This window comes from Polaromonas sp. P1_G1 (assembly GCF_056405595.1).
In genome coordinates this window covers 1-13,241 of record NZ_JBFUBU010000034.1, presented here as the reverse complement: position 1 = coordinate 13,241, position 13,241 = coordinate 1, and the positions used below count along the sequence as shown (strand labels likewise).

At 62.5% G+C, this 13,241-nt stretch carries 8 protein-coding genes; 7 read left to right on the top strand and 1 reads right to left on the bottom strand.

Features of this window, described 5'->3' with window-relative positions; translation table 11 throughout:
• Positions 1–60: 60 nt before the first annotated feature.
• From AC1D1Y_RS17465 to AC1D1Y_RS17435, 7 genes are all read left to right on the top strand, one after another.
• Positions 61–762: a TerC family protein gene (locus AC1D1Y_RS17465; protein WP_477683433.1), complete on the top strand. Its 702-nt coding sequence runs from the start codon at positions 61–63 to the stop codon at positions 760–762.
• 316 nt (positions 763–1,078) lie between these two features.
• Positions 1,079–3,823 (top strand): CHASE2 domain-containing serine/threonine-protein kinase, encoded by a 2,745-nt coding sequence (locus AC1D1Y_RS17460; protein WP_477683432.1) that lies wholly within the window; start codon positions 1,079–1,081, stop codon positions 3,821–3,823.
• A gap of 13 nt (positions 3,824–3,836) precedes the next feature.
• Entirely contained in the window at positions 3,837–4,622 is a 786-nt protein-coding gene (locus tag AC1D1Y_RS17455) for a Stp1/IreP family PP2C-type Ser/Thr phosphatase (RefSeq protein WP_477655581.1), read from the top strand.
• 39 nt (positions 4,623–4,661) lie between these two features.
• Entirely contained in the window at positions 4,662–5,321 is a 660-nt protein-coding gene (locus AC1D1Y_RS17450) for an FHA domain-containing protein (RefSeq protein ID WP_477655582.1), read from the top strand.
• A 62-nt stretch (positions 5,322–5,383) separates the two neighbouring features.
• Positions 5,384–7,633: a CHASE2 domain-containing protein gene (locus AC1D1Y_RS17445; RefSeq protein ID WP_477683431.1), complete on the top strand. Its 2,250-nt coding sequence runs from the start codon at positions 5,384–5,386 to the stop codon at positions 7,631–7,633.
• 35 nt (positions 7,634–7,668) lie between these two features.
• Complete coding sequence (locus AC1D1Y_RS17440; RefSeq protein WP_477655584.1) at positions 7,669–8,460, top strand: 3',5'-cyclic-nucleotide phosphodiesterase; 792 nt, start codon at positions 7,669–7,671, stop codon at positions 8,458–8,460.
• The gene (locus AC1D1Y_RS17435) at positions 8,457–10,862 is read left to right on the top strand and encodes a GspE/PulE family protein (RefSeq protein ID WP_477683430.1); all 2,406 of its coding nucleotides are present in this window, start codon (positions 8,457–8,459) and stop codon (positions 10,860–10,862) included. The genes AC1D1Y_RS17440 and AC1D1Y_RS17435 overlap by 4 nt, the downstream gene beginning before the upstream one ends.
• 31 nt (positions 10,863–10,893) lie before the next feature.
• On the opposite strand, the gene AC1D1Y_RS17430 is transcribed toward AC1D1Y_RS17435, so the two are convergent.
• The gene (locus tag AC1D1Y_RS17430; protein WP_477683429.1) at positions 10,894–13,056 is read right to left on the bottom strand and encodes a tetratricopeptide repeat protein; all 2,163 of its coding nucleotides are present in this window, start codon (positions 13,054–13,056) and stop codon (positions 10,894–10,896) included.
• Positions 13,057–13,241: the final 185 nt, after the last annotated feature.

The following is a 13,241-nucleotide window of genomic DNA, read 5'->3' as shown; positions in this document are numbered from 1 at the left end:
CTCGAAAAAACAAAAAAAGCGCTGCCCGGCGCTTTTTTTCATTGATAACAGGAGATAGCCATGTTTTTCGGACTGGACCTCGCGTCCCCGCTTTTCTGGAGCGCTTTCGGCTCCATCATCCTTGCCAACATCGTGCTGTCGGGCGACAACGCCGTGGTGATCGCCATGGCGGCGCGCACGCTCAAGCCCGAGCAGCGCGGCAAAGCCATCTTCTGGGGCAGTGCCGCGGCGATCGTCATGCGTATCGTGCTGACCATCGTGGCCATCCAGCTGCTGAGCCTGCCCTACCTGAAGCTCATAGGCGCGATCCTGCTGGTCTACATCGGCGTGGACCTGCTCAAGGGCGAGGAAGACGAAGACGGCGAAGGCCATGAAATCAACGGCATGGCTGCGGCCATCCGCACCATCCTGATCGCCGACCTGGTCATGAGCCTGGACAATGTGCTGGCGGTGGCCGCCGCCGCCAAGGGCAATCTGCCGCTGCTGGTCCTGGGCCTGCTGGTGAGCATTCCGCTGATCATCTTCGGCGCGACCCTGCTGACCAAGGTCATGGAGCGCTTCCCCATCATCATCACCATAGGCGCCGCCTTGCTCGGCTTCCTGGCCGGTGAAATGCTGCTGACTGACCCGGCGGTGGTCGCCCATTTCGGGCCCATTGGCGATCACACGGTTACCGCCGGCGGCCTCCTGGGCGCCGTGCTGGTCGTGGCGCTGGGCACCTACCTGACCAAGCGTCAGAAGGAAAAAGCGCCCTCGGCCTGAAACCCGCCCGCCCGGCGGCTGCGTCGTGGCCGCGGGGGAGGGAAAGTACCAGCCCGCCATGCCCGCATTGCGCGGGTTTTGGCGCATGCGCTGAAAAACCACTTATTTGCAACAGTCGGCCCGGCTGCCGTGCAAAAGTCCCTTGTCCAGCCGCACCCCGTCTGTTAATGTCCCCTATCAGGAGACTTGTAACCTGCCGAAACAGCCGGCGGGCGGTGCCGGGTGCGCGAAACCGGCCGTTACCGGGCGGCTGGTAATACAAAGCAATTAAAAAACGGCATAGCTATGCACAGCGAAACAGGACAAGGGACGGGCAGTGGCCAAATCATCTAGAAAGCTGAGTCAGTTCTGGCGGGCCGACTGGTTCGTCGGGGTCCTGGTGGTGCTGGCCGTCCTTTTTCTGCATGGCCTGACGGACTTTTTTGGCACCCTGGAGCGTCGCTACTACGATTTCGCAAGCACCAGCACCTCGCGCCAGCCCTCCGACCGCATCGCCATCATCGCCATCGACGATCAGAGCATCGCCAACATCGGCCGCTGGCCCTGGCCGCGCGACGTGCATGCGCAGCTGATCGACCAGCTTTCGGCCGCCAAGGCCAAGACCATCGCCCATACCGCTTTCTTCTTCGAGCCGCAGACGGACCGCGGCCTGGTCTTCATCCGCAAGATGAAGGAAGCGCTCGGCCCAGCGGCCGACCCGGCCACGGCGGCCCAGGGCGGCCTGCCCGAACAGCTCGGCAAGGTCATCGCCGAGGCCGAGATCGCCCTGGATACCGACGCCAAGCTCGCGGCCAGCATGGGCAAGGCCGGAAATGTCCTGGTTCCTTCGGTTTTCCAGCTTGGCGTGCCGCAGGGCCGCCCCGACAACCCGCTGCCGGCCTATGCCCTGAAGAGCGCGGTGGATGAAACCAATAACTTCTCGCTGCCGGCCATTCGCGGCCAGCAGCCCATCGAGCTGATAGGCGCGGCGGCCGCCGGTATCGCCCACCTCAACCAGCTGCCCGATGTGGATGGCGCCGTGCGCCAGGAACCCCTGCTGATCAATTACTACGGCAAGGCCGTGCCTTCGATGAGCCTGCTGGTGGCGGCCAAGAGCCTGAACCTCGGGCCCGCCGACATCAAGCTCAATGTCGGTGAGTCGGTGCAGATCGGCAAGCTGATGGTCAAGACCGACGAGTCGGCGCTGATGCTGCCGCAGTTTTACAAGGGCAAGGATGGCCGGCCCGCTTTTGCGGTGGATTCGTTTTACGACGTGATTTCCGGCAAGATTCCGGCCGCCAAATACGCCGACAAGATCGTGATCATCGGTGCCACCGCCGCGGGCGTGGGCACCCAGTTTCCGACACCGGCCGGCCCCGGGCTTTCGCCGGCGGAAACCATCGCGCACATCACTTCCAGCATCCTGAGCGAGCATTTCATCGTGCAGCCGGGCTGGGGTGTCTGGGCCACGCTGGGAGTGTTGCTGCTGGTGGCCGGCTACCTGATTGCCGGGCTGCCGCGTCTGTCGGCGGGCAAGGCAGCCATCGTCACCTTGCTGCTGTTCGTGGTGCTGCTGGTGGTCGAGTTCAGCCTGCTGTCGGCGGCCGCGACCTGGCTCAAATTCATCTTCCCCGCGGCTCTCCTGGTCATAGGCCACCTGGCGCTGACCACCAAGCGCTTCCTGATGACGGAGGCCGGCAAGCTCAAGTCCGACGAGGAATCGGCTGAAACCAACCGCATGATGGGCCTGGCGCTGCAAGGCCAGGGCCAGCTCGACATGGCCTTCGACCGTTTTCGCCGCGTGCCTTTCACCGATGCGCTGATGGACAACATGAACAACCTCGCGCTGGACTTCGAGCGCAAGCGGCAGTTCAACAAGGCCCAGGCCGTGTACGAGTACATGGCCACTTACAACAAGAACCACAAGGACCTGCAGTCCAGGCTGAACCGCGCCAAAAACCTCTCCGAGACGGTCATCCTGGGCGGCGGCGGCTCGCACCCCGGCGGGACCATGCTGCTGGATGGTGGCGCCGTCGAGAAACCCATGCTGGGCCGCTACCAGGTGGAAAAAGAGCTGGGCAAGGGCGCCATGGGCGTGGTTTACCTCGGCAAGGACCCCAAGATCGGCCGTGTTGTGGCCATCAAGACCATGGCCCTGAGCCAGGAGTTCGAGGGTGAAGAGCTCGACGATGCGCGTGAGCGCTTCTTCCGCGAGGCCGAGACCGCCGGCCGCCTGCAGCACCAGAACATCGTGACGATTTTTGATGCCGGCGAAGAGCATGACCTCGCTTACATCGCCATGGAATTCCTCAAGGGCAAGGACCTGGCCGACGTCACCAAGGACGGCAGCCTGCTGCCGATTCCCAAGGTCCTGTCCATCGTGGCTCGGGTGGCCGAAGCCCTGGCTTACGCGCACAAACAGAACGTGGTGCACCGGGATATCAAGCCGGCCAACATCATGTATGAGATCGACAGCGACACGGTGAAAGTGACCGACTTCGGTATTGCCCGTATCACGGACTCCAGCAAGACCAAGACCGGCCTGGTGCTGGGCACGCCCAGCTTCATGTCGCCCGAGCAGATCGCCGGCAAGAAGGTCGACGGGCGCTCGGACCTGTATTCGCTGGGTGTCATGCTGTTCCAGATGCTGGCCGGCGTGCTGCCTTTCCGCGGCGACTCCATGGCCGAGCTGATGTACAAGATCGCCAACGAAGAGGCGCCGGACATCCGCATCATCCGCAAGGAGCTGTCCGCGCGGCTGGCTGAGGTCGTCGCGCTGTCGCTGGCCAAAAAACCGGAGCTTCGCTACCAGGACGGAGACCGCTTTGCGGCCGACCTGCGCGAACTCATCGCGGCCCTGGAGGGCGGCGCACCCGCAGCCCCATCCGCGCCGGCCTACTCAGCCCCGCCGGCCGCCCCCGGGGCTTCATTCGACGCCACGGTGGCGCAATCCGCCCCTGTCGCGCCGGCGCCCGGGCCCAGCGCCTATGATGCCACCCAGGCCCTGAATGCCGGCGGAGCCCAGACCTTTGATAAAACCGTTGTCTCCCGGCCGCCTGCCGCGGACAAAGACACCCAGTGACAACACGAACAAGATGATCTACGAGATTTGTACACACACCGACCCGGGGCTGACGCGGGACAACAACGAGGATGCGGTGGCCTTTGATCCGGCGACGCGGCTTTGCATCCTGGCGGACGGCATGGGCGGCTACAACGCCGGGGAGATCGCCAGCGGCATGGCCGTGGCCTTCATCAAATCGGAAATGGGACGATGGCTTTCCCAGGCGGGCCGGCACGCGAATGCCAAGGAAGTGCGCCGGGCGCTGGAAATCTGCGTGGAAAACGCCAACCATTCGATTTTCAACGCGGCCAACTCCAACCCCCAATACACGGGCATGGGCACCACGCTGGTCGTGGGTGTTTTCCAGGACGGGCGCCTGATGCTGGGCCACATCGGCGATTCGCGCTGCTATCGCCTGCGCGGCCAGGAGCTCCAGCAGATCACCAAGGACCACTCGCTGCTCCAGGAGCAGATCGACGCCGGGCTGATCACCCCCGAGCAGGCCCTGACGTCCCTGAACAAGAACCTGGTGACGCGCGCCCTGGGTGTGGAAGACACGGTGCTAGTGGAAGTCAACGAGCACCGCGTGGAATCGGGTGACCTCTACCTGATGTGTTCCGATGGTTTGTCGGACATGGTGGCGGACCCGGGCATTGCCGCCATCCTGGCGGGGGCGGGAACGCTGGAACAAAAGTCAAAGCAGCTGATTGCGGCGGCGAACGAGGCCGGCGGACGCGATAATATTTCCGTCTTGCTGGCTTACGCGAAAGAAGACTCGGTCAAGCGCGGGCTTTTGTCCAGAATGCTGGGAAAATAGCGCGGTGACTGAAAATTTAAAAACAGACAGGAGTCGGCCATGCCGAAAATGATCGTCTCTATTGACGGCGTTGTGATCAAGGAAGTCCAGTTGACGAAAGACAGGACGTCTTTGGGTCGCAGGCCCTACAACGACATCGTCATTGACAACCTCGCTGTCAGCGGGGAGCACGCCGTCTTGCAGATGTCCGGCAACGAGGTCTACCTTGAAGACCTCAACAGCACCAATGGCACCTACGTCAACGGCAAGGCCGTGAAGAAACTGTTGCTGCAAAACAGCGACACGGTGGAAATCGGCAAGTACAAGATCAAGTATGTGAACGAGGCCCAGCCTGCCGGTTTCGAAAAAACCATGATCATCAAGGCCGGCTCCGCGGGCCTGGTTGCGCCTCCTCCCGGCGGTGCACCAGCGGCGGCGCCCGCCGACGCGGGCGGCAACATCAGCGCGGCCATCAAGGTCATGTCGGGTGCCGCGGCCGGCCGCGAAGTGGCGTTGGTCAAGGTGGTGACCACCATCGGCAAGCCCGGCGTCGCGGTAGCCGCGATCACCAAGCGGCCCCAGGGCTTTGTCGTGGCCCATGTGGAAGGGGCCGGAAAACCGACCCTCAACGGTGCGCCGATTGGGGCCGAGCCCGTCATTCTGAAAAACGGCGACATGCTCGAACTGGCCGGAACGCAGATGCAGTTCGTCCAACATTGACCCGGGTGCCTGCCCGGGCTTCGCACTAGCGCGGACCGTCAGCACCTAACACCCGAGGTCTCATGAGACTCCTCTCCCGGCACTGGCCTCGCATCGCCGTCACGCTGATTCCGCTCGTGTTTGCCCTGCTGCATGCGGGCGGCGTGCTGCGCATCGGCGTGCTGCAGCGGCTGGACGACATCATCTACGACGCGCGCCTTCGGGCGACGATGCCGCACACACTGGATGAGCGCATCGTCATCGTCGACATCGATGAAAAAAGCCTGGCCGAAGTCGGCCGCTGGCCCTGGGGGCGCAACAGGCTTGCCGAGCTGGTCGAGGAGCTGCAGGACCGCCAGAAGACCGCCCTGCTAGGTTTTGACGTGGTGTTCGCCGAAGCCGATGAAAGCTCGGGCCTGAAACGCCTCAAGCAGCTGGCGCAGGCGGAACTGAAGGACCAGCCCGGTTTTTCGGAAAAGCTCAACCAGCTGCAGGCCAGCCTGGATTACGACGCGGTATTCGCCAAGGCGATCGAGAAGCGGCCTGTCGTGATGGGCTATTACTTCACCAGCGACAGGGACGGACGCGTCAACGGCGTCCTGCCCGCGCCCGTCATGGACCGCGATGCGCTGGGCGGCCGCCCGATCAAGTTCACCAGCTGGAATGGTTACGGCGCCAACATCGAACTCCTGGCCAAGGCCGCTCCGTTGGGCGGCTTCTTCAACTCCATCACCGAAGGCGACGGCGTGGTGCGCTCCATCCCCCTGCTGGCGGAATACAAGGGGCAGTACTACGAATCGCTGGCGCTGGCCATGTTCCGCATGCTGGTGGGCTTGCCCAAGGTCGAGCCCGGCTTCCCGCCGGAAAAATTCCTCACGCGCAATTACCAGGGGCTGGAAAGCATTTTGCTCAAGCAGGGCGGCAAGGTACTGGCGATTCCGGTCGACGACCGGGTTGCCACGCTGGTGCCGTTTCGCGGCAACGGCGGCGCCAATGGAGGCTCGTTTCGCTACATTTCGGCGGCCGACGTGCTGGCCAAGCGCCTGGCGCCCGGCTCGCTCAAGGACAAGATCGTGCTGGTCGGCACCACGGCCCCCGGTCTTCTCGATTTACGGGTCACGCCGGTCGGGGAGACTTACCCCGGCGTGGAAACCCACGCTAATGTGATCTCAGGCTTCCTGGACGGTAAGGTCTTCGTCAAGCCCGACTATGCGGTCGGGTTCGAGATCGTCATTTTGCTGTTGTCGGGCCTGACGCTGGCGTTCGCGCTGCCCCTGCTGTCGGCCTCCCGCGCGGTCCTGGTCAGCCTTGCCGTGACCGCCGCCATCGCGGGGCTGAATTTCTGGCTCTATGCGGGCTACGGCCTGGTGCTGCCGCTGGCCAGCGCGGTGGTGATGGCGCTGACGGCTTTTGCGCTCAACATGAGTTACGGCTATTTCGTTGAAAGCCGCTCCAAGCGCGAACTGGCCAACCTGTTCGGCACCTATGTGCCGCCAGAGCTGGTCGACGAGATGGTGAAAGACCCCGACAGTTACAGCATGACGGCGACCACCAAGGAGCTGACCGTCATGTTCTGCGACATGCGCGGCTTCACCAAGATGTCGGAGACCATGGAGCCGACCCAGCTGCAGGCGCTGCTCAACAGTGTCTTTAGCCGCCTGACGGACTTGATACGGGGCAACCGCGGCACCATCGACAAATACATGGGCGACTGTGTCATGGCGTTTTGGGGCGCCCCTGTCGACACGCCCGACCACGCCGCGTTGGCCGTGAAAACGGCGCTCGAGATGTCAAACGCGGTCCGCAGGCTTAACGAAGAGCACAAGGCCAAGGGTTTACCCGAGATCGGTATCGGCATAGGCCTGAACACCGGCACCATGTGTGTGGGTGACATGGGATCGGACATCCGCCGCAGCTACACCGTGATCGGTGATGCCGTAAACCTGGGCTCGCGCCTGGAGGGCTTGTCCAAAACCTATGGCGTCGACATCGTGGTCAGCGAATCTACCCGCAAGCTGGCGGGCGATTTCGCGTGGCAGGAGCTGGACAAAGTCCGCGTGAAGGGCAAAGATCAAGCCGTGGCCATTTTTTGGCCGCTGGCGCCGGCGGACCGCATCGACAAGGACAGCACCGCCGAACTGAAAACCTGGGGCATGGCCTTGAAAGCCTACCGCGCCCAGGACTGGGACCAGTGTGACGTTCAGTTACTAAATTTGCAGCGGGCAAATGGCAAAAAGTTCCTTTACCGGCTGTACGCGGAGCGTGTAGCCTCCATGAGGCTGTTGCCGTTTGATCCGGAGTGGGATGGCGCAACCAATTTTGAGACCAAATAATACAAAGACCAACGCAAGGCCAACCGGAAAACCTCATGAAAGTACGTGTACTAGGCTGCTCGGGAGCCATTGCCAAGGACTGCCGGACCACGTCTTTTCTGCTGGACAACGACCTGCTGGTCGACGCGGGCACGGGCGTGGGCGACCTCACGCTCGACGAGATGGCCGGCATCAACCATGTGTTGCTCACGCATTCGCACCTTGACCATGTCGCCGCGCTGCCCCTGATGGTGGACGCCATCGCGGCGCGGCGAACCACGCCAATACAGATTCACGCCCTGCAAGGCACCATCAACGCGCTGAAGGCGCACATCTTCAACAACACCATCTGGCCGGATTTTTCGAGAATCCCCACGCCGGAAGCGCCGTTCATCAGTTTTCATCCCCTGGATGTGGGGCAGACCCTGCTGCTGGCGGGAAAACACGTGGAAGTGCTGCCGGCGGTGCACACCGTGCCGGCCGTGGGATACGCCGTGGCCACCGGCAAGGGCTGCTGGGTGTTCACCGGCGACACCGAGCAGAATCCGGCCCTGTGGGCACGGATCAACCAGATGAACGTGGCCATGCTGGTCATCGAAACCGCTTTCAGCAACCGCGAGCGCGAGCTTGCCAAGCGCAGCCTGCACCTGTCGCCCCATGCGCTGGCCAACGAGCTCGACTGCATTGAACGCGGGAAGAACTACCCGATCTACATCACCCACACCAAGCCTGCCGAAACCGACCTCATCATGGCCGAGATACAGCGTTTTGACCAAACCCGCCCGTTTGGCCCCAACGTCTCGCACGATATCCGGTGGCTACGGGCAGGCCAGGAGTTTGAGCTATGAGCGCCGTATTGCAACGAGACCCTCAGGATGAGTTTTTCGACTCGCAGATGCTGCCGCCGCAAGAGCGCGGCGTCACCTTCGAGGCGCTGTATTTCCGGCAGCTGCAGCTGGTCACCAACCGCATCCATGAGACCGAAAACATCGACCAGATCATGCTGGAGGCGAGCCAGGACATCTGCAAGCTCTTCAACGCCGATCGGCTGACTCTGTACGCCGTCAATGAAGATCGCACATCCATTGTGTCCAAGGTCAAGACGGGACTCAACACCAGTCGCGACCTGAAGCTTCCGGTCAGCGCACAAAGCATCGCAGGCTATGTGGCCATGTCCCGCCAGATGGTCAACATCGCCGATGTCTACGACGAGGAAACGCTCAAGAAAATCCATCCGGCCTTGAGTTTTCTCCAGGAAGTCGACAAGCGCTCGGGCTACAGGACCAAGCAGATGCTGGTGGCGCCCGTCATGGACGGCGACACGCTGTACGGCGTCCTGCAGGTCATCAACAACCGCAGCGACCAGCCCTTTGGAAAGCTCGAGGAAGACGGCGCGCGCCAGCTCTGCAAGACACTGGGCATCGCGATTCGCCAGCGCATGCAGAGAACGGAAGACGGCCAGCGGCGCAAGGCGACCAAGTACGACGGCCTTGTCACCGAAGGCGTCCTGTCGCAAGACGAACTGCAGCAATGCATTCAGCTGGCGCGTGAAGAGGGCAAGTCGGTCGAGCACATGCTGATGGCCAACTACCACATTCGCCCCACCCAGATCGGCCAGTCGCTGGCGAAGTTTTTCGGCGTGGGTTATGAGGCCTTCAACGCCGGCCGCATCCGCTCCGAAATGCTGCACGGCCCGCTCAAACGCGAGTTCATCGGGCAACAGGGCTGGATACCGCTGGAGGAAACCACGGAGGGCCTGGTGATCATGTGCATGGACCCGGAGGCCGTGCGCGGTGCGCGCGTCGTTCCGCAGGTGTTCCCCCGCATCACCAAGTTCGCCTACCGCGTCACCACCCAGACCGAGTTCGACGAGACGCTCAACCAGCTCTTCGGCGCCGGTGTTGACAGCAGCACTATCGACCAGCTGCTGGCCGACATGGATTCTCCGCTGGAAGGCGATTCTCTCGACGAGTCGTCGCTGGAATCCGCAGCGGCCGACAACGAACTGGTCAAGTTCGTCAACAAGGTCATCATCGACGCCTACAACCAGAAGGTGTCGGATATCCACATCGAGCCCATGCCCGGCAAAGCCAAGACCGGCATCCGGTTCCGCATCGACGGCACCTTGCAGCCCTACATCGAAGTGCCGGCGCAGTTCCGCCAGGCCATGGTGACCCGGCTTAAGATCATGTGCGACCTGGACATTTCCGAAAAGCGCAAGCCGCAGGACGGAAAGATCAAGTTCAAGAAATACGGCCCGCTGGACATCGAGCTGCGCGTCGCCACCATCCCCTCCGCCGGAGGTGTGGAAGACGTGGTCATGCGGATCCTGGCCGCCGGCGAACCGATTCCGCTGGAAAAGCTCGGCCTCACCGCGCACAACAAGGAGCGGCTCGAAAAAACCGTCTCCAAGCCTTACGGCCTGTTTTACGTGTGCGGCCCCACCGGCTCCGGCAAGACCACCACGCTGCACTCCATCCTGAAATTCCTCAACACGCCGGACACCAAAATCTGGACCGCCGAGGACCCGGTTGAAATTACCCAGAAAGGCTTGCGCCAGGTTCAGATCAACCGCAAGGCCGGCATCGACTTCGCGCTGGTCATGCGCGCCTTCCTGCGGGCCGACCCGGACATCATCATGGTCGGCGAGTCGCGCGACAAGGAAACCGTGGCCATGGGCGTCGAGGCATCGCTGACGGGCCACATGGTGTTTTCCACCCTGCACACCAACTCCGCGCCTGAATCCATCACGCGCCTGCTGGACATGGGCATGGACCCCTTCAATTTCGCCGACGCTTTGCTGGGCATCCTGGCGCAGCGCCTGGCCAAAAAACTGTGCGATTGCAAGGAGGCTCACACCTTGAGCTCGCAGGAAATCAAGGATTTCATCAAGGAATACTCCGAAGAGCTGCGCCACACCGACGCCTGGAAGGCCGATGAGGGCGGCGAATCGCAAAAGCTGTTTGAAGACTGGATGGAGCGCTACGGCAAGGACGGCAAGCTCACCGTGTACCGGGCCGTGGGCTGCGACAAATGCGGCAAGACCGGCTACAAGGGCCGGATCGGCTTACATGAACTCATGATTGCTGACGACGCCGCGAAAAAACTGATCCAGGAACGGGCCCGCGTGGCCGAGCTGTTCGCCAGCGCGGTCAGCAGCGGCATGCACACGCTGAAGATGGACGGCATGGAAAAGGTGCTGATGGGACTGACCGACCTGAAGATGGTCCGCTCCGTCTGCATTAAATAAGGTCTTGCGCGGAAGCCGCGGCGCCGGTGGTTCAGCTCCCGGCGCGCGCCTTCGAAGCGGTTTGCCTCTCGCACCACTTGCGCCACACGTTGCGCAAGGCTTCTTCAAAGTGCCGGGCAAACCGCGGCGCGTCGAAAAGCGGTGAAGCCAGCACCTGCTGCCTCATGCCGGCGCGCAGCGATGCCAGGCGCGGCAAATCGCTGGCATGCGAGACGGCTCTTCTCACATAGTCATCGGTGTCTGCGGCCACCCACTCGGGCAGGCCGGCGTTCATCAGCAATCCAACGCCCTGGCGGGCCAGAAAGCTCTTGCCAGCCAGCGTCAGCACCGGCACCCCCATCCACAGGGCTTCGGCCGTGGTCGTTCCACCTGTGTAGGGGAAGGGATCGAGGGCGATATCAACCTCCTGGTAGGTCGCCAGGTAGGTCGCGCGAGGTCCCGCGCTCAGTACATGCAGCCGCTCGGCGCTGATGCCGTGGACAGCAAAGCGCTCCGCTACGGCATGCTGCCGGCGGATCTGCTGGTCCGGTGGCGCTACAAGTCGCAAGCGGCTGCCGGGTACGGCGTGCAGTACCCGGGCCCACAAGGCGACAACCGCATCGTTCATCTTCGACAGGGTATTGAAGCAGGCAAAGGTCACGTAGCCGTTGCGCAAGGCAGGCAGGGGCGTGACCTCAACATGGTGCGCGGGCGGGGTAAAACAAAGCCGGGTTTCCGGCAGGCGCAGGATCTCTTCGGTGAAATGACTCTCCAGCTCAGGGGGCAAGGTCCAGGGGTCGGCAATCAGGTAATCGATGGCCGCCACACCCGTGGTAGCGAAGTAACCCAGCCAGCTGATCTGCACGGGAGCGGCTTTCCAGGCAAAGACAGGAAGGCGGTTCTTGCCGGTATGCCCCGAGAGGTCCATCAGGATATCTATCCCGTCATCGCGGATACGCTTGGCCAGGACTTCATCGGGCTGGCCAAACGCCAGATACCAGCCTTGCATATGGCCTTTAAGCCGTTCCGTGACATCGTCGGCATCCGGCGAGTTGGAATAGGCAAAAAGTTCCAGCCGACCCGCCGCTTCGGTCGACAAAGCCTCCAGCACGCTCTCGATAAAGTAAGCCACGGGATGTGAGCGCAAATCCGCCGAGACAAAGCCCACGCGCAAGCGCCGGTCGGGATCCGCCTGGTTCCTCAAGCTGGCGGGAGGTGGGGCCAACTTCGAAACCATCGCGCCGAAGCGCTGGGCCTCGTCTCGCAACTGTTCGGGTGAAAGGCCGGGCAGGAAATGCTGAGTCAACAAAAGATTGCTTTGCGCGATGGGGAAATCAGGCTTGGTGGCTAGCGCATTGCGGTAACTTTTCAGCGCATCGTCGAGCTGGCCAAGGTCTTTGAAGGCGGCACCCAGGTTGTGGTGCACCTCGGCATTCTGGGGCTCGAGTTGGAGCGCCTTGCTATAACTTGCCGCCGCTTCGCCGAACATGCGCAACGCCATAAAAATGTCACCGAGATGGCAATGCGTGTTGACAAAATCAGGCTTGAGTTCCGCTGCGCGCTGAAGGTGGGTCGCGGCCTCACGCAGCTGGCCCAGATGGCGCAAGACCAGACCCAGGCTATAGCGTATGTCCACATTGTCGGGATCGAGTTCCAGCATCTGGCGGTAGGCGATAGCCAGCTCATTGGTGCGCTCAAGCCGTTTCAGGAGGTCGGCCTGTTTTTCATGGGCCTGGGCATGGTCCGTCCTGATCGTCAAGGCGCGGCGATAGCTCTCCAGGGCTGCTTCATCCTGCCCCAGTTCTTCCAGGGCCGCCCCCAAGGCGATTTCCGCCTCCACGAAATCCGGCTTGAATGCCAGCGCCCGGCGGTAGGCCCGCGCGGCCGCCTCATGCTGAGCCAGCCGTGCGTGAGCGGATCCGATGTTGAAGTGAGCGCCGGCCGAGTCCGGTTTGTACTGCACGGCCTTGGCAAACGCCTCCAGTGCATCCTGTGCATCGCCCCGGTCAAGCAGTATGGTGCCGCGGTTGAAGTGCGCCCGGGCATAGTCGGGTACCAGGGCAATCGCCTGGTCATAGCACCGTAACGCCTCTTCCGGTCGCCCCTGCTGTTCAAGTTCCATGCCCTGTGCCAGCAGATCATCGGCGCTCAAACCCGGATCCGGACGCGGCGCAGCTTGCGCATCCGCTTTTGCGGCAGGGCGCGCCACCCGCACAAATCTGTCAAATATTCCCATTGCCGGCCTCTTCAGCCCGCCGTGGCGGGCATGGGGTTTTGCTCACACCACAATTGCCACATGCCGCGCAGGGCAGCCTCGAAATGACCGGCAAAGCGTGGTGCGTCGAAAATGGGCGAGGCCAGCACCTGCTGCCGCAAATCAGCGCGCAGCCTGGCCAGGCC